This window comes from Paenibacillus dauci (assembly GCF_000971985.1).
In the GTDB taxonomy this organism is placed as follows: Bacteria; Bacillota; Bacilli; order Paenibacillales; family Paenibacillaceae; genus Saccharibacillus; species Saccharibacillus dauci.
In genome coordinates, this window is record NZ_LAQQ01000002.1 from 554,811 (window position 1) to 579,034 (window position 24,224).

General features: G+C 45.4%; 20 protein-coding genes. 12 read left to right on the forward strand and 8 right to left on the reverse strand.

Annotation, left to right across the window (positions count from 1 at the left end):
* The first annotated feature begins 327 nt into the window (after positions 1 to 327).
* Positions 328 to 1,950, forward strand: a complete 1,623-nt coding sequence (abc-f, locus tag WH46_RS16775) for a ribosomal protection-like ABC-F family protein (protein WP_046227596.1) — start codon at positions 328 to 330, stop codon at positions 1,948 to 1,950.
* A gap of 124 nt (positions 1,951 to 2,074) precedes the next feature.
* On the opposite strand, the gene WH46_RS16780 is transcribed toward abc-f, so the two are convergent.
* From WH46_RS16780 to WH46_RS16800, 5 genes are all read right to left on the reverse strand, one after another.
* Entirely contained in the window at positions 2,075 to 3,484 is a 1,410-nt protein-coding gene (locus tag WH46_RS16780; RefSeq protein ID WP_046227597.1) for a helix-turn-helix transcriptional regulator, read from the reverse strand.
* Positions 3,485 to 3,677: 193 nt separating this feature from the next.
* A complete protein-coding gene (locus tag WH46_RS16785; protein WP_052714270.1) occupies positions 3,678 to 5,030 on the reverse strand; it encodes a hypothetical protein in 1,353 nt (450 codons plus the stop codon).
* A 62-nt stretch (positions 5,031 to 5,092) separates the two neighbouring features.
* A complete protein-coding gene (locus tag WH46_RS16790) occupies positions 5,093 to 6,451 on the reverse strand; it encodes a hypothetical protein (RefSeq protein WP_052714271.1) in 1,359 nt (452 codons plus the stop codon).
* A 157-nt stretch (positions 6,452 to 6,608) separates the two neighbouring features.
* Complete coding sequence (locus WH46_RS16795) at positions 6,609 to 7,967, reverse strand: hypothetical protein (protein WP_052714272.1); 1,359 nt, start codon at positions 7,965 to 7,967, stop codon at positions 6,609 to 6,611.
* Positions 7,968 to 8,031: 64 nt separating this feature from the next.
* Positions 8,032 to 9,381: a hypothetical protein gene (locus WH46_RS16800; RefSeq protein WP_046227598.1), complete on the reverse strand. Its 1,350-nt coding sequence runs from the start codon at positions 9,379 to 9,381 to the stop codon at positions 8,032 to 8,034.
* A gap of 1,599 nt (positions 9,382 to 10,980) precedes the next feature.
* Between WH46_RS16800 and WH46_RS16805 the strand changes: the two genes are divergently transcribed.
* Positions 10,981 to 11,205 (forward strand): hypothetical protein, encoded by a 225-nt coding sequence (locus WH46_RS16805; RefSeq protein WP_017811077.1) that lies wholly within the window; start codon positions 10,981 to 10,983, stop codon positions 11,203 to 11,205.
* A 164-nt stretch (positions 11,206 to 11,369) separates the two neighbouring features.
* Here the strand turns inward: WH46_RS16805 and WH46_RS16810 are convergent, their stop codons facing one another.
* The 3 genes from WH46_RS16810 to WH46_RS16820 all read right to left on the reverse strand — a co-directional run bounded on the left by WH46_RS16810 (position 11,370) and on the right by WH46_RS16820 (position 13,827).
* Entirely contained in the window at positions 11,370 to 11,597 is a 228-nt protein-coding gene (locus tag WH46_RS16810; protein ID WP_046227599.1) for a non-oxidative hydroxyarylic acid decarboxylases subunit D, read from the reverse strand.
* Between the two features lie 99 nt (positions 11,598 to 11,696).
* Positions 11,697 to 13,133, reverse strand: coding sequence for a non-oxidative hydroxyarylic acid decarboxylases subunit C (locus WH46_RS16815; RefSeq protein ID WP_046227600.1), 1,437 nt, complete (start codon positions 13,131 to 13,133; stop codon positions 11,697 to 11,699).
* A gap of 100 nt (positions 13,134 to 13,233) precedes the next feature.
* Positions 13,234 to 13,827, reverse strand: a complete 594-nt coding sequence (locus WH46_RS16820) for a non-oxidative hydroxyarylic acid decarboxylases subunit B (protein WP_026135961.1) — start codon at positions 13,825 to 13,827, stop codon at positions 13,234 to 13,236.
* Positions 13,828 to 14,037: 210 nt separating this feature from the next.
* Between WH46_RS16820 and WH46_RS16825 the strand changes: the two genes are divergently transcribed.
* The 10 genes from WH46_RS16825 (at position 14,038) to WH46_RS16870 (ending at position 24,199) form a co-directional block, all read left to right on the forward strand.
* Positions 14,038 to 14,925: a LysR family transcriptional regulator gene (locus WH46_RS16825; RefSeq protein WP_082208436.1), complete on the forward strand. Its 888-nt coding sequence runs from the start codon at positions 14,038 to 14,040 to the stop codon at positions 14,923 to 14,925.
* A gap of 252 nt (positions 14,926 to 15,177) precedes the next feature.
* Positions 15,178 to 15,777 (forward strand): TerD family protein, encoded by a 600-nt coding sequence (locus WH46_RS16830; RefSeq protein WP_017811072.1) that lies wholly within the window; start codon positions 15,178 to 15,180, stop codon positions 15,775 to 15,777.
* Between the two features lie 87 nt (positions 15,778 to 15,864).
* A complete protein-coding gene (locus WH46_RS16835; RefSeq protein WP_046227601.1) occupies positions 15,865 to 16,443 on the forward strand; it encodes a TerD family protein in 579 nt (192 codons plus the stop codon).
* Positions 16,444 to 16,498: 55 nt separating this feature from the next.
* Entirely contained in the window at positions 16,499 to 17,077 is a 579-nt protein-coding gene (locus tag WH46_RS16840) for a TerD family protein (RefSeq protein ID WP_046227602.1), read from the forward strand.
* A gap of 114 nt (positions 17,078 to 17,191) precedes the next feature.
* Entirely contained in the window at positions 17,192 to 18,463 is a 1,272-nt protein-coding gene (locus tag WH46_RS16845; protein ID WP_046227603.1) for a TerD family protein, read from the forward strand.
* A 159-nt stretch (positions 18,464 to 18,622) separates the two neighbouring features.
* The gene (locus WH46_RS16850) at positions 18,623 to 19,831 is read left to right on the forward strand and encodes an HpcH/HpaI aldolase/citrate lyase family protein (RefSeq protein WP_046227604.1); all 1,209 of its coding nucleotides are present in this window, start codon (positions 18,623 to 18,625) and stop codon (positions 19,829 to 19,831) included.
* A complete protein-coding gene (locus WH46_RS16855) occupies positions 19,773 to 21,191 on the forward strand; it encodes a phosphoribosyltransferase family protein (RefSeq protein WP_046227605.1) in 1,419 nt (472 codons plus the stop codon). The genes WH46_RS16850 and WH46_RS16855 overlap by 59 nt, the downstream gene beginning before the upstream one ends.
* Positions 21,188 to 22,336, forward strand: a complete 1,149-nt coding sequence (locus WH46_RS16860) for a cysteine protease StiP family protein (protein WP_046227606.1) — start codon at positions 21,188 to 21,190, stop codon at positions 22,334 to 22,336. Before WH46_RS16855 ends, WH46_RS16860 begins: the two co-directional genes overlap by 4 nt.
* Positions 22,336 to 23,178, forward strand: a complete 843-nt coding sequence (locus WH46_RS16865; RefSeq protein ID WP_231584372.1) for an HAD family hydrolase — start codon at positions 22,336 to 22,338, stop codon at positions 23,176 to 23,178. Before WH46_RS16860 ends, WH46_RS16865 begins: the two co-directional genes overlap by 1 nt.
* Positions 23,159 to 24,199, forward strand: a complete 1,041-nt coding sequence (locus WH46_RS16870; protein ID WP_046227607.1) for an ATP-grasp domain-containing protein — start codon at positions 23,159 to 23,161, stop codon at positions 24,197 to 24,199. The genes WH46_RS16865 and WH46_RS16870 overlap by 20 nt, the downstream gene beginning before the upstream one ends.
* Positions 24,200 to 24,224: the final 25 nt, after the last annotated feature.

Consider the following 24,224-nt stretch of genomic DNA (forward strand, 5'->3'; position numbering starts at 1 on the left):
GATGGATACATGAACATAGGGGTTTCCGGCAATTCCGCCGGGCTGACAGGCAGCAGCGCATTTCTCCTTCAAAAATACACACAGCTGCAGAAGCGAACAGATGGGTGAACAGAATAACAGGTATATCGAACAAACAGCCTATTATTCGTAAATATGCGTATGAAACAGGATTTTACCTCTTCCAATAGAGGAGAGCCATCATTACAATTCCGCTGATCGCTGGAAACGCCAATGAATATAATCTGGTTTCTGCAAACGAATGATGCAGTTCCTGTTCGTACCGTTCATCTTGATCTTCTCTGCAGCCTATAGAGGAGAATATACAATATGTCTATTATGATTGCCTGTCAGCAGGTTGAGCAATATTACGGGGCCCAGCAGGTCCTGTCCAGCGTCACCCTCGAAATTCACAGCGGCCGCAAAACCGGCCTGATCGGCCTCAATGGTGCAGGCAAAACCACCCTGTTCCGAATGCTGTCCGGCCAGGAACGTCCATATCAGGGCAGTCTGCACATCCAGAAAGGCGCTCGTGTAGGCTATCTGGCTCAGGTTCCTGCCTACGAAGAAGATACGACGATTCTGGATGTACTGCGCGGCAGCTTCCGGGAACTGCTCGCTCTACAGCAGCGGATGGAAGAGCTAACCGTACAGATGGCAGATAGCAATCTGTCCGAACAAGATATGGAAAAAGTACTTCGTCAATACGGCGAAGCGATGGATCAATTTGAAGAAGCAGGTGGCTATGCCATGTCTGCCCGGATCGATGCCGTTGCCAATGGTCTTGGTATCGGAACGGATCGTTACGACCGTCTGTTCAACGGCCTGTCCGGCGGCGAGAAGACCAAGGTCTGCCTGGCTGCGCTTCTGCTCACCGACCCGGATATCTTGCTGCTGGATGAGCCGACCAACCACCTGGATATGGAAGCCGTGGTCTGGTTGGAGCAATTCATTACCGGATCACCTGCGACCGTCATCGTCATCTCGCATGATCGCTATTTCCTCGATCGGGTGGTGCAGGAAATTATTGAACTGGAAGATGGCGAAGCAGTTACCTACCCAATGAATTATTCCGCCTACAGGGAAGAAAAGCAGCGCCGACTTGTTCGCCAGTTCGAAGACTATCAGGAACAGCAAAAAGAGATTAAACGCATCCAGGAATCGATTAAGCGCCTGATTGAATGGGGTAATCGCTCCAATCCGCCCAACCCTGGATTCCACCGCCGAGCCGCTTCCATGCAAAAAGCATTGGATCGTATGCAAAAGGTCAAACGCCCGATAATGGACCGTGCCCAGATGGATCTGGACTGGCGCCAGCGCGACCGCTCGGGAGATCGGGTGCTGGTACTGGATCAGGTATGGAAAGCCTACGGTGACAAGATCCTGCTGCAGGAAGCCTCTGCGCTACTGCGTTATGGCGAACATGCTGCGATTATCGGTGGTAATGGAGCAGGCAAAACAACCCTGCTGCGCATGGTGCTCGGACAAGAAGAGCCGGATGCTGGTAGCCTAACGCTTGGCTCCCGTACCGATGTCGGTTACCTGGCTCAGGAAGCGGCTCCGCCAGATCGCGGCGAGACCGTATTGGAATGGTTTAAGCTGGAAGCTCGAATGGAAGAAGGCCAGGCAAGAGGGCAGCTGGCGAAGTTCCTGTTTTATGGAGCAGATGTATTCAAGAAAGTATCGGGATTGTCTGGTGGCGAATGGAGCCGCCTGCGTCTGGCGATACTGATGCACCAGCGTCCGAATCTGCTGATTCTGGATGAACCGACGAATCATTTGGATATTTCCTCAAGAGAAGCATTGGAAGAGGCTTTAGAGGAATTCCCAGGGACGATTTTGACAGTTTCGCATGATCGGTATTTTATTAACCGGATTGCGGGCCAAATTTGGAGTCTGGAGGATGGGGAGTTGAAGGTGAGTTTAGGGAATTATGAGGATTATGGGACATAAAATAAAACCCGTCTACTTAAATACTAAGTAGACGGGTTTTATTTAACCATTCATTCCGTTTTCAAGAGTTTTTGAGTTTTCAACGTTGCTTATGTGATCAATTCCTCCTAGTAAAGATGAAGAGCTAATCAGAAAAATTAAGGCTAGAAATATCATAGCTTTTTTCATTGTTATTAACCTCCTTTAGAATAGTCTCATAAATCTTTTTCTGTCCGGAACTAGCATAGGGTTTGAAATGCTCAAATAAAGAAATACAATCTAATATTCTATTTTTATTAACTACTTTTACAGCAAGAGCTAAACTTCTTAATATATCAGCTATACCTTTATTGTATTCATTATTGTGAAAATAATAAATAGAAAGTTGATGATACAATACCATTAATCTGCTACTAGTAATAACAGGATAAACATTTCTATCTATCGCGACCTTTTGATAAATAATGTCATGAAATTGATCAATTATGTGATCAATATTAAAATGATGTTTATTAGCTGAATTTACAATTATCAGCATGCTAGGAAGAGTTTCTTTAGGATTCTCTTGAATAAAATTCACATAATCATCGAGTCCTTTAGTATTGCCCATTAGTAATTCTAGATTATTTAAATTGGCATTTGCGTATAATTTAAATTTATCGACTTCTTGTAAACCTTTATCATTTAATAGTTGAAAATCACTCAAATCAGCATATTTTAGGATGAAATTTTTGGCTTCCTCATATCGTCCTAAGTGTTCAAGCGCAGTAGCTTTGATTAAATAGCCTTGACCATAATAGACAACTAATTCACGTTCAGTATTTAATACAGGAAAAATCCCGGTGTTTTTGAACTTTTCTGATTCGCTTTTGTAAACAGTCTTTACAAGAGATTGAAGTTCATCGGCACAATTTTGTAGAAGATTCCAATCTTGAAAATTATAATAAATATTCCCTAGCTGCAATAAAGCATCTAGCATCATATTTTCAGGAAGTCTATTACGATAAGGTTCGAATCTGATTACAGCTCGTAAGCTCTGTTCAGTATTTTCACCAATAGAAGCTCTAAATACACGATAATGAGCAATCGCCAGTCTCTCCGAATGCTGATGCTTCTCATTCTCGATAACGCATTCATAAAAAGGCAGAGACTCTTTCACTTTTCCTTCTTCATACAATTCTTCAGCCAAACCAAATACAGAAACCGTATTCGATAAATCTTCCATCAAGCGATCCAATACCGCCTGAATACAGTCATATCTACCAATCTCTGTACATCTTAACAAAAATGCTTTAATCCGTCGCCAGTCAGCCTTTTCATTGATAAAGCATTCATCCACATAATACTCATACATCCAGCCTTCAGGGTGGCCCAGTGCTTGGGCCATTAGATCCAGTTGGCGGATGGAAATCGATTTGGGCGGATTACCATTCAAAATACCGCTGATAATCCCGCGGTTAATTCCAGCCAGCTTACCAAAACTGCTGAGTGAATGGCCCTTTTGTCGAATACCTTTTTCAATCTCAAGTCGTATGGTTGTGGTGTTGGTAATCATAACCGAACACACCCCTTTATTCCGAAAGTTTCCCGTTTGTTGCGCCCCAGTAAACCCATGATCTTCAAATTTATTACATTATATATTACGGTTTGAACTGCGGTCAATTACTTTTAATGGATTGATCCAAATTTAGGTATCATAAATGAAAAGCTGTCTTATCACGGAGGATAGACAGCTAGCAGTAAATTGGCTATTTGGTTTCCATTTTAGGAATCGTACGTAGCTTGTGAAGTAGTGCAAGACAATCGACGATTCTGGAGTTGTTAAAGTTCTGAATAGTTGTTTCCAGTGCTGATAAAATAACATCCAACTGCTCCAGTGATTTATTGCGATTTAGATGATACAGAGCCAGCTGGTAGTAAATATGAACGTGACGATTCAGATCAGCCTGTGCGGTATACGACTTTCTGATATTAATGCTTTCAAGCATATCTACAGGGTAAATAATGTGAGTATACCTGGCAAGTATATAGTCGATATCCCAATGATGTATATTGCTCGCCTTTAACAGGATGAATAGGCTGGGGAGAATCTCAAGAGGATGCTGTTCCATAAGTTCCAGATAATGAGGCAGAATGTCTCGATTTCCTTGTAATAGTTCAAGATTATATTCGTTAAACTTGGCATACAAATTGAATTTACGAACTTCTGTTTTACCTAATTCGTCCAAGCCTTGGAACCAGCTGAGATCTCTAAATGGCTCCAAGTATTCTCTCGCTTCCTCGTATTTCCCTTCGAGTTCAAGAGCACAAAAGCGAAGTAAATAACTCTGTCCGTAATAGACAACTAGAGGGCGGAGCAGGGAGGATAGAAGAGGGCTTGTTGGATTAGGATTACTGGAATATAGTTGATCATATACAGACGAAGATAGCTGATGTAATTCAACCGCATGTTTTTTGACACGATTCCAATCCTGCAATATATACGAATGGAAAGCAAGCTTCAGCAATGCATCCAGTTTGAGATGAATAGGCAGCTTTTGATAAAAAGGTTCAAAATTAATAGCTGCTCGATAATTCTTTTCCAAATCGAGTCCAATCTCCATAATGAAAATGCGGTAATGGCTGATTGCCAACTTCTCGGAATGATGATCTTTTTCATGGCGGATAACGGTCTCATACAAGTCACGAACAGTTGTATAAGCGGGCTCCTTATGTGCCATTTCTTCAGCCAGCTCAAATATATGATTGAGCTGACCTGGGATCGAAGCCAAACGCTGTAATATGCAATGAATATTATCGATTCTGTTCAGCTGTATACAGCGAATCAGAAAAGGCTTTAATTTACGCCAGTTTATTTTAGCTTTGGTTAAGAAGTATTCTTCCAGAAATTCATCGTATAGCCAACCTGGAGGCTTTTTCAATGCGATAGTCATTTGATCCAACTGCTGAATCGACATAGACTTTGGTGAATATTCATTCAGAGTAGCACTTAACACGCCTCTATTTACACCGGATACTTTACTGAAATGGTTGATGGAGGAAAATCCCTGATGTCGTATTTCTTTCTCAATAATATGAATGAAATGTTGAGTCTTCTGCATGATGATCATCTCCAAAACACGGTTTCATATATAGTTATCATATTTATTAATATGCCTGAGACTTAAAGCCATCGTGATTCATTTCCCTCATTTTTTTTTAGTAGAGTGTGGCTGTTTAATACATGCTCATAACTATAGTTTTGAACGACATACTCTAATATATCCAGAATAGATTCCAGGTTCTTGTTATACAATTTTTGATTAAAGTGATATAAAGCAAGTTCGTAATACAGATCGATATAGCGGCTGATCCCTATAGATAGATCTTTATAGTTATGATCCACAGATTCAAACCTTGCTATTAAATTGATCGAATCGAATGAATAGATATGTTCGTGATAAGTCTCCAGAATGTCATCTACGTTAAATCCATGCATATTGGCTGCATGCAAGATCACATTCACACTAGCCAAAACTTCACCAGGATACTTGACTAAAAGCTCTTTATATTTGGGTAATACGGTTTGGTCACCTCGTAGCAGCTTCATATTCAAAGAATTAATATCAGCATACATTGTAAACTTTTCGACTTCATTACGGCCTTCCTCATCCAGCCCTTCAAACCAACTTAAATCCGAAAATTTGGGAAGGTAATCATCTGCTTCCTGATAGTTCTGGGTAAGCTCGGCAACCGCAAACTTAATCAGATAACTTTGACCATAGTAAACAACCAGAGGTCGACTTGTTTTCACTCTGGTAAGTTGGTGGGTTGCTGATTGATGTTGATACTCGCGAGCGTATATAGAGTGACTAAGTTCCATTAATTTGTTGGCACAATTGTGCACAGCTTCCCAGTCTTTAACTGTAAAATAAACATTGGCCAGCTTAAGGAGAGCATCCAGCATTAGATGCTCAGGTAAGTTCGCACAATAAGGCTTGAATACAAGCGCTGCTTTGAAACTCTGACCGATCATTTCTCCAGCAGCAGCCTGGAAGATACGATACTGGCTAACTGCTAATTGCTCTGATTGATAATTACGCTCATATTGAATAATGCTTCTATAGAGAGGAAGGGCAGCTTGAAGCTGTCCATCAGTTGTTAACTGCTCTGCTAATTCAAAAATCTGGGAAAGATAAGATGCATCCTCCAGTATCCAATTCATGATTTGATCTATGAATTCGATCTGATTTAGTTGTATACAACGAAGGAGAAGGGGACGCACTCTTCTCCAATTCACTTTGATATTCTGCAAACAAGATTCTTCAATAAATTGTTCGTAAAGCCACCCTTCAGGTTTGCCCAGTGTTTCTCCCATACGATCGAGTTGATTCACTGAGATGGGCCGAGGTGGGTTACTATTTAGAGTAGCGCTCAACACGCCTCTATTAATTCCAGATGCTTTGCTAAAAGAATTAATGGTGTAGTGTTGTGAACGCATTTCTTTTGTCAGTATTTCACGAACGGTTAGGATACGTTTCACTGATGATCACTCCTTTTCTTGAAGAAAAAAGCTTATATAATCATAGAATTCGGAGTATATAACAATATGCTGATTACTCAATAACTTAGTACCTGAAGATTTTACCTCAATCCTGTGCTGAATCACTAAAGTATAGGTATAGAGCCATACCTTATATTTATTTTTCCAAAGATCCGGTCAATTGACGTAGCTTTTTGAAAAGATGAAGGCAGTCCATAATGCGTCCGCGATTGTACCGTTCAATTGTAGATTCAAGCGTATAAAGGATTTTTTCCAGACGTTCGTCATATATATTACGATCGCAGTGATAAATAGCCAGTTGATAATAGAGATTTATATACCGATTAATACCTATAGTCACATCCTGATAATTATATCTGGCTTTGCTTCCGGCTATGAGATAATCCAGAATATCGGCATGATAAATAATATCTTCGTAGCGACTAAGCAGTTGATCAATATTGTATCCATATTTGTTAGCTGCTTCTAGAATGATTAGCGTAGAAGGCAAAACTTCCTGTGGATGTTGTTCCAGAATCTGCAGGTATCTGTCGAGCCTCTGTTCCTTGCCGGTCAGCAGTTCCAGATTCATAGTATGAATTATGGAGTAGAATTGAAAACGATCAATATAGTATTGATTGTCAACATGCTCATCCTCAAACCACTGCAAATCTGCAAATAAATCTACATATACCTGCGCCTTATCGTACATTTCTTCTTGTTCATACACCGCACATTTAAGTAGTAGACCTTGCCCATAATACACAACAAGAGGTCGTTCCAGATCAAGAAAAGGAATTACTCGTTGATCTTGTCTGGCCTGCATTCTTAGTTGATAGACCTTAAAGCTAAGTATATAGATTTCATCTGCCATATTTACAGTCTGTTCCCAATCTTGCAATGAGTAATAAATATTGGCGAGTTTTAATAAGGCGTCCAGCTGCATCTGAATGGGTAGAAGATTGCGATAAGGAGCAAAAGTTAAAGCTGCCTTCAGGTTAGTTTCGATATTATTTCCAATCAATGATTTAAAGATACGGTAATGACTTACAACAAGCCGTTTAGAATGTGAATTACGCTCATACTCAATAACGTATCTGTATAATAAAATTGCTAATTTTTCTTCTTTTTGAATCAAGTTCTCGGCTAGACAAAATACCTCGTCGATATAAGAGGGATCTTCCAAAAGCAAATAAAGAATACGATCTATCAAATCACTCCGTTGTAGCTCTACACAGCGTACAATCAATGGGCGAACACGCCGCCAGTTGGGATTTTGCTCTAGAGAAAGGCATTCTTCAATAAATAATTCATAAAGCCAACCTTCAGGTTTACCCAAAGCCATATTCATTCGATCTAATTGATTGATCGAGATCGGTCTTGGCGTACTGCTGTTTAGCGTAGCACTCAAGACACCGCGATTTACGCCGGATGTATGACTAAAGCTGCTTAAACTGTAACCCTGCTGGAGAATTTCTTTCTCTAATTCATGCCGGAGGGTTTTTAACTCTGTCATGTTGTCACCTCGTACTCAACGCAGTATGCAGAGTGCAGTAAGCATATCATCTGAATTATTCTGCTTATTTTTTGAGTTCTCTAAGTTTTTTAAAAAGGTTCAAACAGTCCATAATCCGTCCACGGTTATATTTTTCTACGCTAGCTTCAAGTGCGTACAAGACCTTTTCCAATTTTTGATCGTACATGTTGCGGTCACAGTGATAGATAGCCAGTTCATAATATATATTGACATAACGAGTGATCCCTACAGAAACTTCATAATAAAGTCTGTCATTATCCAGATTGCTAATGAGATAATTTTTAATATCATCAGGATAGATAATATCATCATAACAAGTAAGAAAATGATCAATGTCGTAACCATGAGTATTAGCTGCTTTAATAATAATCAAAAGGCTAGGCAAGACTTCCTCAGGATACTTTTTTAATAATTCGAAATATTCATTCAATTTATTCTTATTACCTGTTAATATTTCTAAATTCAATGCGTTGAACATAGCAAAAAAATTAAATCGCTCAATATATTTTTCGTTTTCCGGATGATCGTCTTCAAACCAATGAAGATCAGAGAATTTTGCTAAATGTACGCGTGCTTGTTCATACTCCTCCAGATGTTCATTCGCAACAAACTGCATAAGCTGACTTTGACCGTAATATACGATAAGAGGGCGTTCCGTAAAGGGGAGTTTATAATCTTTTTTGTTAGCTTTTGCGTGCAATTTCTGCTTATGAATATGGTTAGAAACCTGATATAGTTCTTGGGATAATTGAATAACATTGTCCCAACTGCGAATCGTATAGTTTACAATAGTTAATTTTAATAATGCATCCAGCTTCAAATAATCCGGCAACCGATGTCGAAACGGCTCAAAAGCCAGGGCGGCTTTCAGATTCTCTTCAATATTATGTCCCAGCGAAGCACGGAAAACCCGGTACTGGCTAACTGCCAGACGCTCCGACTGGTAATTACGCTCATTCTCAATTACACATTTATAAAAAGGAACCGTTTCCACTGTGGCGCCAGCTTGGACCTGTTCTTCAGCCAGCTCGAAGACGTGTCCAACATGATTGGGATCTTCCATCAGCAGATACAGGGTACGTTCAATCAAATCGTTTCGACGAATCTCCATACATCGCAGTAGCAGTGGCCGTATACGGCGCCAGTTGGCCTTGCCATGCTCGCTAAAGCTCTCTTCGATAAACTGTTCATACAACCAGCCTTCCGGCTTGCCAAGCGTAATAGACATCCTGTCCAGCTGGTTGATCGACATCGGCTTGGGGGGATTACCATTCAGGGTAGCGCTCAGAATCCCTCGGTTGATCCCCGAAGCTTTACTGAAGCTGCTTAGAGAATAACCCTGCCGGGCAATCTCCTGCTCCAGTTCGGTTCGTAATGTGACCAGATTATCCATACGGATCACCTCTTCTCCTGAATTAACGTAGATGTTTGTATATAAGAGCTGCCATTTATTGTACGGCCTATATGACCTTTTACGTAGTGACCGATCTAATACGTTCCAAAAATTATTTACCGAATTGGGTAATCTGTATATATTATGCTTTTATGTACAACCATGCATTGAAGCACAGATGCGTTATTAGCAGAGATATCCAGAGGTATTTCCCCCTGACTTTACCAAAAAAAGATAATTTTTATTATTATACAGGTTACTTAAAAGCTGCCGAGTTCGTTTTTGGTAACGTTACATAATCATGCAAATATCATGCGAATTAATTCCAGAATAGAATCATTACATGAAAAAAAAGGGAGTGATTACAAAAAAAATAAGTCGGTTTTTTGTAAACTGCTGCAATAATAGACATACAGGCGATCGTAATCAGGCAGCATACAGATAGAATTCTGATACTTTCGACTTGTCACTCTGTTTGCCGTAACGTTTCACCTGCCACTATGATTTCACCGCATTGGATCGATACCGCGGGGGCGGCAGAGGATGAACCACACAAGAACGCAGCTTTTTGACATAGCGGTGAAATTAGATTGTAGAGCAGTACTTAGCAAGTAGCAGCAAGACCATAGCAAGTATAGCAACTAAGCAGTACAAGTAGACTTACCACATAAGTAGTTCAGCAATTTATATCATAGAATACCAATAACATTTCCTGAATAATAGAGCAGTACCGAGTGAAGCCTGATCCTTGCGATCGGGCCTTTTCTTTTATATGGAAGAGGTTTCCTTCTTAACTGTATAGACGAACAGGCAGGAATAAACGTTTTTATTTTTTGTATAAACGCTGCCGTATGATAAAACTTATAAAAAATAGCAGATGAGGTACAACTGATATATGCAACTTTGCTTGTCTGGTAACATTTGCTCAGCAACAGCAACAGCAACAGCAACAGCAACAGCAACAGCAACAGCAACAGCAACAGCAACAGCAACAGCAACAGCACACTATAAAAATAATAGCTGTTGATAAAATTTAAAAAACCGTTTTTTTGAAAACATCTGGCATAATCTTCTACAAGAGTAATTCCACGGAATAAGGCTCTGCCCGGTTACGCGCCCCAGTTTAACTGTGCATGCTTGTTTTCGTTGATAATAACCAAGCTTGTTTTTTGTCGTGACGTCCGTTCCCAGGCACTGCTGTGCCTTCATACAGTATCATTAGATATTACAAAAATAGGCTGTCGCCAGTTGCTGGAGCACTGGAGAGGGCCTGTTTGGTGTATCCCGCTTTTTTTCTGCTTAGATAGCTAAATTTCGACAGAAATTCAGTTGCGATTTGGTAAAATATACACTGTTTTTACAGGTTGAAATACATAATAATGAGGTTCTGCTACAAATATGCAGACGGCGATGGAATACCATTGCAAGCCCGGTGTACTGCGATGATCAAGAGAAGCGTAAAGAGTCAAACAAGTACGTAACAGCTGATTTAATATTTATTTTACATTTCCCTGTAAAAACCATTTTTTACTGTTTATACATTCATTATCCGGGGTAAATTAGATTCTGGAGCACATTACATCTTATGGAGGGTTCACCATGAATAGGCTGTTCATAGCCTTTGTTGCATTTTTGAAAAAGCGTCTGATTGGCAATGTCATTCCGGCGGTAGTTATCCTTTTATTCTGGTTTTACGGACTGCAAGCCAGTATGGAAGATTCGATTGGTACAGCGATTGTTGCTTTTATCCTGTTGTCGATCGGAGATATGGTGTCCCTATACTTTTTCGAAAATTCAGCCAAACACAAAAAGCATGTAGGTTAACAACCCGATTACCCGATACCGAATCATTACATGTCATCAGTCACACGGGCTGATTACCATACAGGAATACAACAAAAAGCACCTGCCTCTTATGGACAGGTGCTTTTTGTTGTAGCTGCATAGATGCATAGCCATGCAGATACGTAAATAGATATAGCTGCTGATTAGACCAAGCGAGCTGGAATAGGTGGAACATGGGCAGCATGCGGAATGTCTGCCTGGTTCACTTTAAAAGCAGGCAGATATTTGTCCGGGTTGGTAATATGTTCCGGTTCGGTTGAGCGCCAGGTGAAAATACAGGTAGAGCACATATGCACAGTCCATACGTCAGCTACCGGAGAGGCAGCAACCTGTTCTGTATGCCGCGAGCCGCATCGTGGGCAAATATTCATGAGAATACACTCCTTGTTCGTAAAAGTAGTTGAATGGATATCAGGGATTACATAGATATTAATAGGAGTACGAGTGTGCTCCGTGGTAAACATCAGTGATCAGGACTGCTGACGGTTCAGCAGGTCGATAATTTTCTTTTCCCACTGTTCAACACCTGGAGGAGAATCCAGTGGTTGGGAATAGTGACCACGCTGCTCGGGTGCGAGCGGTGTAGTCGCGTCGAGAATCATCTTGTGTGTGATACCGGCGGGGTTGGAGCCAGGGTCCAGCGGCAGTACGGATAGATCTGGAATAATCACGGCATCATGTTTTGGATGCAGCTTGGTCGAGATCGCCCACATGACCTGTGGCAGGTTAAATGGATCGACATCTTCGTCGACGACGATAACCACTTTGCAGTATCCGAGACCGTGCGGCGTTGTCATTGCGCGCATACCGACAGCCTTGGCAAAGCCACCATACCGGCGCTTGGTCGAGATAATCGCGACCAGACCATGCGTATACATGGCATTGACAGCTACCACTTCGTTAGGGAAAGCTTCTTTGAGCTGCTGGTAGAGCGGCACACTGGTATTTACACCAATCATATAGTCGGTCTCGGTCCAAGGCATACCGATATACAAATGTTCAAAAATCGGGTTCTGGCGATGATAGACACGATTGATCTGAATAACCGGCATACTACGGCCACCGGAATAGTGTCCGGTGAATTCGCCAAAAGGCCCTTCAAATTCACGTTCGCCGCACAGGATCTCGCCTTCCAGTACAACTTCGGCACCCCATGGAATATCGAGGTCAGCATCTTTGGCTTTGACGATCCGGTATGGTTCGCCCTGGATAGCACCGGCCATTTCATATTCGGATTGATCATATTTGAGGGGGGTAGCGGCTGCCGTCGTAATCACAGGCTCGCAGCCCAGCGCGATAACGACAGGTAGATTCTGACCACGTTCTTCGGCCTGGCGCAGATGAACCGCGATATCGTGCTGCGGCACCGGCTGGATACCGAGACGATCTTTGCCTTTGACCTGCAGTCGATAGATACCTACATTTTGCTTGCCAAAATGCTCGGGGTCTTCCTGATCCCGTGAGATTACGCAGGCTTTGTCGATATAGAAGCCGCCGTCTCCCTGATTAAGACGGAACAGAGGAAGGATATCGAACAGGTTAATATTCTCGGTCAGCTCCACTTCATGAAATGGGGCCGTTTCTTCACGCTGTACCGGTACAGGGAACTGATCATACCGCCGGGCAAATTCGAAAAATTGCTCTTTGAGCGGTGTGTTTTTGGGCATGCCCATCATAAGCGCATGATTCGGCCAGGAACCGATCACGTTCATTGCGATCTGTGTTTTATTTTTCTCGTAACCGTTGATATTGTTGAACAGCAGGGCAGGGGATTTATCTCCCAGATTGTTCAGTGCCCTTGTTGCTGCGGAAATATCGGGTTCCAGATTAACCTGCTCATCGACGTTTAGCAGTTGTCCTTCTTTTTGCAGTGTATTTAGAAAATCACGAAAGTCCTGGTAAGCCATTATGCATTGCTCCTTTGTATAGATGATATGGATGAAGATGAATTCCGTAAGTAGAACAGGGGTATGGAGTACCATCCCTGTATGATCCGTATTGGCCTTTTTATTTGGTAATCCCGTTCCAGCGCTTGGCTTCGTCCCGGTGAATGCCGAATTGATCCAGTGCGCGGTAGGCGATATGATCGACCAGCTCATCAATACTGGCTGGCAGATTATAAAAGGCTGGCATCGGTGGCATAATGATCGTGCCCATGCGCGACAGCTCCAGCATATTTTCCAGATGAATATTGTTGAGTGGTGTTTCCCGTGTCAGAAGGAGCAGCTTTTTGCGTTCCTTGAGTACAACATCAGCCGATCGGGTTAGCAGATTGTCTGCCAGCCCCATCCGGATCGAGGCGAGCGACTTCATGCTGCAGGGAGCCACGATCATCCCGTCTGTCCGAAACGAACCGCTGGAGATCAGGGCTGCCTGATCTTTATAGGAATAATGGTGATCCGCCATCTGTTCGACGTCTTTGACCGAATAAGGTGTTTCCAGCTGAATAGTGGCAGCAGCCCAGGAAGACATTACCAGATGTGTCTCCACACCGGCTTCCTTGAGCATTTGCAGGATGCGTACGCCGAAGATGGCACCGGTCGCACCGGTAATGCCGACAATTATCTTCATTTTTGCATCTCCTTGTGTCATTGTTGTCATATTAATAGTGTAGGTTGAAGTGATATATATGTAAAATATATATAAGGTATAAAATGCATATCTTTTACATATGAATAATCTGTTCATATCCAAAAGGTATACTGTAGAGCATCCTAAGGTAGGCTTTAGAATAGTTAGGAAGTAGATAGAGGTTTACAGTTATATATAACTAATTGATGGGTAAATAAACATTTTAAGGAAGTAGGCGGAATGATGGATATTCGTCAGCTGCATTATTACTGCATTATTATAGAAGAAGGGCAAATTACCAGAGCTGCGCGAACCCTTCATATGGCGCAGCCGCCGCTTAGTCAGCAGCTGCGGCTGATGGAAGAGGAATTGGGCGTAGTATTGATTCACCGGGAAGGCAAGCGCTGGGAAGTGACACAGGCCGGACAGCGTCTATATGAGCGTGCCCGTCACTTACTGCGGGAGATGGAGAATATACAGCAGGAGATCAGTGATGTGGATCAGGGGCTGACCGGTTCGATTACGATCGGTACATCCTCAATCTGTATCTCGCGTGTATCCCGGCACATCAGTGAATTTCATCGGGATTACCCGGAGGTCTATCACAAAATTCTGTATGGAGATACTTCTCATCTTGAAGAGCTGCTGCATCAGCACAAGATCGATTTTGCTCTGCTGCTGCTGCCGGTAGAGGACGAGCGGGATTATGAGATCATGCCGCTGAGCGACGACCCTTTTGTGGCTGTCGTTCCGAGAGAGTGGACCGAATTATGCCAGACTGAATCGCTGACCCTGGAACAGATTGCCGAATATCCACTGCTGCTGGCTCGCAGGATGTCGGGAGAGGGTGCTTACGAGAACATTATCGGAGAATTTGAACAGCGTCAGCTGCAGCCGAGAGTCGTTCTGGATTGTCCGGATATATCAGCATTATTTTCCTTTGCTGCTGCCGGAATGGGGCTGACCCTGATACCCGAATCGGAAATACAGCAGGTGTATGCCGATCGTCTGTGTGTGATCCCCCTGCAGCAGGCGATCATCCGTACTCGTCCCGCGCTGGTCTGGCTTAAAAGCCGGTATATGAGCAAGGCAGCCAGGCAGTTGATCCAGCGTATAATTACCAGTTAATCCAGATGATGTATACTCAAAAGTCCATGATCTTCTTTTTACTAACGTGTGTGAAAATGGACTTGGTAATCCGCTGCGCGTTATAATACTAATGACCTAATAAATAAAGTTGGTCTCTATAAACTGAACCCTAATTAAGGTCATTTGAGTACAGCAAGGATCATAACAAGTAGAAAAATCAAAATTGATGAAACGTTCCGCACGCAAGCATAGTATTACATAGAAACACGAAGAGGAGGCTCTAATCCATTTATGAGTATTAATCTGGTCAAAGGACAAAAGATCGACCTGACAAAAGGCAGAAGTGGTCTTACCAAACTGACAGTTGGTCTGGGCTGGGACCCGGTAGAGACGAAGTCCCGCGGATTGTTCGGCATGAAAAAAGCCAAGGCGGATATCGACTGTGATGCTTCTGCTCTGATGCTGAATGAAAATGACAAACTTACCAAAAAAGGCAATCTGGTCTGCTTCTACAATCTGCGCAGCGAGTGCGGATCGGTAGAACACAGCGGTGATAACCGGACAGGTGAGGGAGATGGCGATGATGAACAAATCGCTATTGATCTGTCCAGAATCCCGGCAGATGTTCATAAAGTATTGGTTGTGGTTAACATTTATCAGGCAGAGCAGCGCAAGCAGGATTTCGGCATGATTGCGTCCGCCTATATCCGGGTAGCCAATGCACAAAATGGTGAAGAGCTGGTACGCTTCAATCTGACAGATAATTATTCGGGCATGACCGCACTGATTACCGGTGAGATCTACCGCAATGGTTCCGAATGGAAATTCAATGCAATTGGTCAAGGCAAACAGGCAGCCCATGTTGATATCCTCGCGAATCAATATGTATAAGCCGGCATCCGGGAGACAGTCACTGTCATCTCTGGAAGTCGAATAGATAACTCTAACCTATACTTATAACGAAAGAGGGAATTCACAATGGCAATTAACTTAAGCAAAGGTCAAAAAGTAGATCTGACAAAAACAAATCCGGGGCTGACCAAAGTAATCGTCGGTCTGGGCTGGGACACCAATAAATACGATGGCGGCGGAGACTTTGACCTCGACGTATCCATTTTCTGTGCCAATGCTGCAGGTAAAGTAGCAAGCGACAAAGACTTTATTTATTTCAATAACCCACAGAACGCCAATGGTTCTGTTATGCATAGTGGTGACAACCGTACAGGCGCCGGTGATGGCGATGATGAGCAAGTAAAAGTAGATCTGCCATCTGTACCTGCTGAAGTAGAGAAAATTGCTTTTACAATTACTATCTATGAAGCTGATACCAGAAACCAGAACTTTGGTCAGGTATCCAACGCTTATGTACGTATTCTGAGCGAGCTGAGTGGCGAAGAGCTGATCCGTTTTGACCTGGGAGAAGACTTCTCTATCGAGACAGGCGTAGTTGTCGGCGAACTGTACCGTCATGCTGGTGAATGGAAATTCAGCGCAATCGGTAATGGATACAAAGATGGTCTGGCAGGTCTGGTACGCGATTACGGTCTGCAAGCCTAATCAAACTCCAAACCGCATTTGACGATCACTTTTCTGAGCAGGGGGCGAACTTATCATGACGATCAACCTGGCCAAGGGACAGCGTATTGATCTAACCAAAACCAATCCCGGACTGACCAAAGTCGTCGTCGGTCTGGGCTGGGATATTAACAAATACAGCGGCGGCACCGATTTTGATCTGGATGCCTGTGCTTTCCTGCTGCATGAGGATGGCAAAGCCAAATCCGAAGAAGACTTCGTATTCTACAATCATCTGATTGCTTATGGCGGAGCGGTTGCGCACACGGGTGACAACCGTACCGGCGAGGGCGATGGAGATGACGAGCAGATCATCGTTGACTTCAGTCTGGTACCACCGAATATTTCACGGGTAGGCATTACAGTGACTATTCATGAAGGAGACAGCCGCGGCCAGAATTTTGGTCAGGTCAGCTCCGCGTTCGTTCGGGTTGCCAACGAAGCAGACAGCAGGGAACTGCTGCGCTTTGATCTGGGCGAAGATTTCTCGACGGAGACTGCTGTTGTATTTTGCGAATTTTACCGGCACGGCAGTGACTGGAAATTTCAGGCGATTGGTAGTGGATTTACAGGCGGCCTGGCTGCGTTGTGCCGCAATTATGGATTGGACGTTTAAGACTGAATAGAATGATGTAATGGAATACAGGGTGCATACCAGCCCTGTATTCCATTTTACAATCTGCCGATATTATGGTAGTTCCATGACAGATTCCAGAGAAGAGGTCCAAGGATGAGTGTATCCATAGTCAAAGGGCAAAAAACAGATGTTACCAAACTACATCCGGGATTAAGTCAGCTGAATATTGTGTTGGGCTGGCAGGCGCCGGCAGCACTGGAGCTGGATACTTCTGCATTTCTGCTGCAGCAGGATGGACGGGTAAGCAGTGACGATGATCTGATCTTTTATGGTAATCCCCGCAATTCATTTATTACATACCAGGAGAACCCTGCCGGTCAGGATCAGCGTCAGTTTCAGGTTACGATGAGCGCGCTGCCGCAGAGCGTTCATAAAATTGCAGTCACCCTGACCATTTATAACAGTGATACCGGCAAGTATACGTTCAGTCAGGCAAGCGGGATGTACCTGCGTGCTGTAGACGGGCATACCGGGGCGGAGATTTTCCGCTATAATCTCGATAATCATTTCTCCAATGAGACGGCTATTGTTATTGGGGAGTTCTATAGATACCAATCCGAATGGAAATTCTCAGCGGTCGGCGCAGGTTATTTTGGCGGACTTAAGGAGCTATGCCGCAGTTACGGCGTAGAAGTGGAAGATACGCCTACAGCTGCACCTTCACCACCACCGATACCGCCATCGCCCGTACAGCAGGCCCCTGTTCGACAAGTCCCACCGCCAGCCGCACCACCTGCTCCAGCTCCGCAGTCAGCACCACTGAATCTGCGCAAAATCGAGCTCAAGAAAAAAGGCGATGTGATCAACCTACAGAAAAAGGCTGCCGGTACCCTGGGCGAGCTGCTGATCAATCTGAATTGGAACCGTGTACAAAAGAAAGGCTTCTTTAATCGGGGGAGCGGCGGCACGGATCTGGATCTGGGCTGTTTGTACGAGCTTAAGGATGGTACAAAGGGCGTCGTGCAAGCGCTGGGTAACAGCTTTGGACATATGGACTACGAGCCGTATGTGGCGCTTGACGCAGATGACCGTACAGGCGCGCGCGCAGGCGGTGAGAATATGCGGATCAATGGCAACAAAATTGCACAGATTCAGCGTATTCTGGTCTTTTCCTTTATCTATGAAGGCATTTCGCGCTGGACAGAAGCGGATGGCGTCGTCACCATTTATCAAAAGGATGGCCCGGATATTATCGTGCGTCTGGATGAACATGATAACGGCAAGCCAATGTGTGCGATTGCCATGATTCAAAATGTAGGCAATGAGACATTTAGCATTGAGCGAATCGTGCAGTACTTTGCCGGTCATCGTCAGATGGATGAAGCGTTCCGCTGGGGAATGCGCTGGACCGCCGGAAGAAAGTAAACCGAAAAGCATGTGATTCACCTCTGTTATTGTGTGCGGCTCTAGAGCACCATTGTCGTCCCTCCTGCTGATCGATACAGGAGGGGCTTATTTTATCTGTAAGGTTAGCCGGGTGACAACATCAGGCAGCCGGGGCATGGCCTATTCAGGAGGGGTGTTATGCGTTACTTTAATTATTTATCACAAGCGGAAGAAGAGGAATTGTTCTACTCCGTCCCGGTTCACTATGATAATTCTTCCGAGCGGGAGCTGCTGGCTTATGCGATCGGCCCAGCGCTGTACTGTCCAGCTACCCGGCCGACGATTGCCCGCGATATTCTGACGCAGCGGCACCGTGGTCTGACCTCCTGGGTATTCGATCTGGAGGATGCTATTGGAGATCAACAGGTGGAAGCCGCTGAACACTCGCTAGTGGAGCAGGTGCACTATTTGCAGGAAGTGATGGATAAGGATCCTTCTGTCCGTTTACGTATCCCACTGCTATTTATACGGGTGAGAAGTGTGGAGCAGCTGCAGCGGATTATCCATTATATGGCGGATGGAATAGAGCAAATCACCGGCATCATGCTGCCCAAGTTCAGTGCCGCTATCGGGGAACAGTATCTGGACATGATTGCGAAGTATAATCATGCCCGGCGTGAAGGTGCTCCCATACTATACGGTCTGCCGATCCTGGAGACTGCTGCGGTCATTTACCGGGAGAGCCGTCTGGATGAACTGCTCTCGATTAAGCGGGTATTGGATGCCTATCAGGATTATGTGCTGAATGTTCGTATCGGAGCGACAGACTTCTCCAGTCTGTTCGGATTGCGACGCAGCTCGGATATGACAATCTATGATATTACGACGATCCGGGATTGTATCTCGGATATCATTAATCTATTTGGCCGGATGGAATCACCGTATGTGATCTCGGGTCCGGTCTGGGAATACTTTTCCAGCGGGGAACGTGTATTGAAGCCGCAGATTCGTCAGTCTCCATTCGAGGAAGCGCTGGGAGCCGATGGCCGCAAGCTGCGTAATGAATATATCAATCGTCATGTGGACGGGCTGATCCGCGAAGTCATCATGGACAAGGAAAACGGCATGATCGGCAAAACCATTATCCATCCGTCCCATATCGGCCTGGTCCAGTCGCTGTATACAGTCCGTCAGGAAGAGTATGAAGATGCGCAGGGGATTATCGCCAACAATACGGGCGAGCTCGGCGTCTTCAAAAGCGGATATGCCAACAAAATGAACGAGATCAAACCACATCTTAACTGGGCCCGTCGCATTATGGCCCGATCACAAATATACGGGGTGCTGCATGAACAACAACATTTCATCTCTTTACTCTCAGAGCAAGAACGGCACGTATACGTATAACATTCTGGATGGATTGACGGTACATGTACAAGTGGACCATAATCCGTTCGGACTTCCCATGGAGCAGCTGTTTGAAATGGCTGCTCGTGTGAATCCCAAGCGCTCTTTTCTGTTTGTCAGTAAAGTGCTGGGCAAGCATCTGGCAGTTCGTCCATATCAGTCGCTGCTGAGCGGTGCAGCATTATCGCTGCTGCTGTATCGCGAAATGCAGACCGAGACCGATCCTGCCGTAGAGCAGCTGCTGCCGGAGATCATCGTAGCACTGTCCTCGGGCGAGAACGTAGATCAAGCCTATCAACAGCTGATGAAGCTAAAGCTGACTACCCCTGTGCCACTGGCTTTTATCGGATTTGCCGAGACAGCAACAGCACTCGGACACAGCATGTATGAAGCATTTAACCGGGGAGCTACCTATGTACATACAACCCGGCACCAGATTGTCGGACAGGAACCATTTATCCAGTTTGAAGAGGAACACTCCCATGCTGTCTCTCACCGCTGCTATGCAAGAGAAGCGCGGATGATTGCCGGAGAGCATCCGATTGTACTCGTAGATGACGAGATTACGACAGGCAAAACGGCGCTGAATATTATTCGCGCGATTCATGAACAGCATCCACGGCATGTCTATTATGTGGCTTCGCTGCTGGATTGGCGGAGTGAGGAGAATGTACGTCGATATGCGGAACTGGAGCTGGAGCTGGGAATTACCATCACGCCGATCTCGCTGGTAAAAGGTCAGATTGAGGTGGAAGGCAAGCCGGATCTCTCTCATCCCGCAGCCGTTCCTTCTGGTCTGACAGCCGAGACGCCGGTGAACCGGATCGAACTGGGACATTTGTTCGAACTGCTGGAAGATCGTCATTCGGTCGATGGATCGGGAACCTTACATACCGCTCCATTTATTATAGGAACCGGCCGATTCGGTGTAGACGAGCAGGATAATCTTCGAAACACACACAGTATCCACCAGGCGGCAACATTGTTGCGTGAACAGCGGCAGGGTACACGTACGCTCTGTCTCGGAACGGAAGAATTTATGTATATCCCCATGAGGATCAGTGCAGAGCTGGGCGAGGGTGTCTTTTACCATTCCACTACGCGCAGCCCGGTATACCGGTCCAATGTACCGAATTATCCGATTCGTACGGGGCATTCCTTTGATTCGCCGGAAGACAGCAGTGTGACTAATTATGTATACAATCTCGTACCGGGTGCCTATGATGAAGTATTTGTATTTCTGGAGCGTCAGGTGCCGGCAGGAGACCTGGATTCATTAATTCGCAGTCTGCAGGGCGGGTTGTTTGGACAGATTCATATCGTGATCTGTGGTCCGGAAAAGGGAGGAACATCCTTATGACAACCGAGATGCATCAGGCCTGGCAGCAGCCGAGGCTGGCTGATCCGAAGCCGCTCGGAAGCTACGCTCCTGCCGATGCCGTCTTTCTGCTGAAAGATCTGAGCGATGTGGAGCTGGAGCGAGGAACGGAAGAGCGGGAAGAAGCGATTCAGACGGGTACCCATTATTCCGAAATGCTGCCGCAGGAATACCAGCCGACTGCCGAGTATGTCGATCTGTTCCAGCGTACGCTGGCTGATTCCGCCGAAAAGGTCGCGCTGGCTGCAGGTGTCGTCAGTGAACTTATTCTGCGCAAGCGCGGCTCTCAGACGGTGCTGGTGTCTCTAGCCAGAGCCGGTACACCGGTTGGGGTACTGATCAAGCGCTATTTGCTGCACAAATACAAGCTGGATTTGCCGCATTACAGCATTTCGATTATCCGGGGCAAAGGGATTGATAGTAATGCCCTTAAATATATTTTGCAAAAGCATGGCGTAGAGCAGCAGATTCAGTTTATTGATGGCTGGACTGGCAAAGGGGCTATTCGGAATGTATTGATCCAGTCCTGCCGCGAGTTCAACGAGCGATACGAGACTAATCTGCACGATGATCTGGCAGTACTGGCCGATCCGGCAGGTTCTTCGGATACGTACGGTACCCGGGAAGACTTTCTGATTCCAAGTGCCTGTCTGAATTCAACGGTATCGGGGCTGATGAGCCGTACTGTACTGCGGGACGATCTGATTGGCGAAGATGATTTCCATGGATCGAAGTTCTATAGACATTGGCTGGATCAGGATCTGTCGAATACGTTTGTAGATCAGGTCAGCCGCTATTTCCCGGCAGTGGCGCAGCAAGCCGAGCTGCGTGCACAGGAACTGCTGGAGCATCCCGAGCCGGCAAACTGGCAGGGGATCGAAGATATCCGCTGGATTCAACAGGAATACCAGATTCATGACATTAATCTGATCAAGCCAGGTGTAGGCGAGACGACGCGGGTACTGCTGCGCCGTGTACCCTGGAAAATACTGATCGACCGGGAAGACAATCCAAATCTGCGTCATATTCTGCTGCTGGCCCGTGAGCGCCAGGCCCAGATCGAAGTATGTCCGCAGCTGACCTATTCCTGCTGCGGTATTATCAAGCCGAGAGAGGAGCATTCCTGATGCTGATCTATGCAAGTGATCTGGACCAGACCCTGATTTATTCGGAGCGTTCCCGCGGCATGGATGTGGACGACCGGATCATGATAGCGGCTGAACAGGTAGATGGACGCATAATTTCCCATATTTCTATTCGGGCTTTGGAACAGTTGAAGCAGATTGCCGAGTCGATTCCTTTTGTACCGGTAACGACACGGGTACTGGATCTGTATCATCGTATTCATATTTTTCGTGAACAGATTGTTCCCAAATATGCGATTACAAGCAATGGAGCACATATTCTGATTGATGGTCAGGTGAACAGGGAATGGCATGAACAGGTTATGCAGGATGTTCGTGATCAGGCAGCCCCGCCGACTGAAGCAATAGTGGCTTTTCACCGGGTCTCCGATCCGTCATGGATTATCCGGGAAAGCTACTGGGAAGATACATTTTTCTCGGTACTGGTTGACCGGGATAGGATGCCGGATGAGCAGGTAATGGCAATCCAGCCGGAGCTGGAGCAGCTGGGCTGGAGATTGTCTATTCAGGGCAGAAAGGTATATCTGGTGCCTTTTCCGGTTAGCAAGAATCGGGCGATCGAGCATGTGAAGCTTCTGGCAGGAGCCGACCAGGTAATTGCTTCCGGCGATTCCCTGCTCGACCGCGGACTGCTGGATCAGGCAGATTACGCGATTGCTCCGGCACATGGAGAGTTGTACCGCGGATTCCAAAGCGGCGAGCTGCAGGGCAACTATGGATTTACGGCACAATCGGGCATTCAGGCAGCGGAAAATATTTTGCAATTTGTAATGGATATCATGAACAGGGAAGGAATCATGGACTATGAGCGGACGGAAAATTAGAATCTGGTTCAACCGCAGCTTTGCGGTAGGATATCATTACATTAATGCAGTACGCCATAATGAAGACGGCATGGAATTCGAAATTTACGGTACACATCGCGATCCGGAGCATGTCTCGCTGCGTGCCTGCGACCATACGGAGGTGGAACCCGTATTAACAGGAGAAGCCTATGCAGAGTATTGTCTGGACTTTTGCCGTCGTCATCAGATTGAGGTGTTTGTACCGCGCTGGGGCATGCGCTATGTGGTAGCAGCGGCGGATGCTTTTGCGGAAATGGGTGTGAAGCTTGTCTGCTGCACGGATCGGGAGCTACTGGACCGGGTAGAGGACAAAGGAAACTTCTTCCTTTCTGCAGAGGAAAACAATCTGATGATCGTACCGGATTATCGTCTGGTGCATACGGCGGAGGAGTTCAAAGAGGCCTACGAAGAGCTGCGGGATATGGGGCTGAGCGTATGTTTCAAGCCGACACGGATGGAAGGCGGAGTAGGCTTCCGCATTATCGATCCCTATTACGATCCACTAACAGCACTATTCGATACCGTGAGCGCCAAGATGTCCTATGAACAGGCGTATCATGCATTATCACAGACCGATACTTTTCCGGAAATTATGGTCATGGAACTGCTGGAAGGGTATGAATACAGTATCGACTGTCTGGCAACGCCGGAAGGCGAACTGTTAGCAGCCGTTCCAAGGCGTAAAGCCGGAGGGCGTTCCCGTCTTTTGGAAGAAGTACCTGAATTGCTGGAAATCGCCCGAAAAGTGGCACAGTTTTACAAAATTCCGTATAATTATAATCTACAATTGATTTATCAAGGGAATGTTCCCAAGGCGCTGGAGATCAACCCGCGTATGTCGGGCGGTCTGCATATGACCTGTCTGAGCGGCGTCAATTTCCCTTATCTGGCTGTCAAAATGGCGCTGGGTTACACTGTAGCCCCGCAAACACCGGAATATGGATTATTAACCAGTTATGTCGAGCAGCCTGTTCTGATGCAAGGCCAGACTGCACAGTAAATAGATTCAGCTGGAAAGGCAGGTG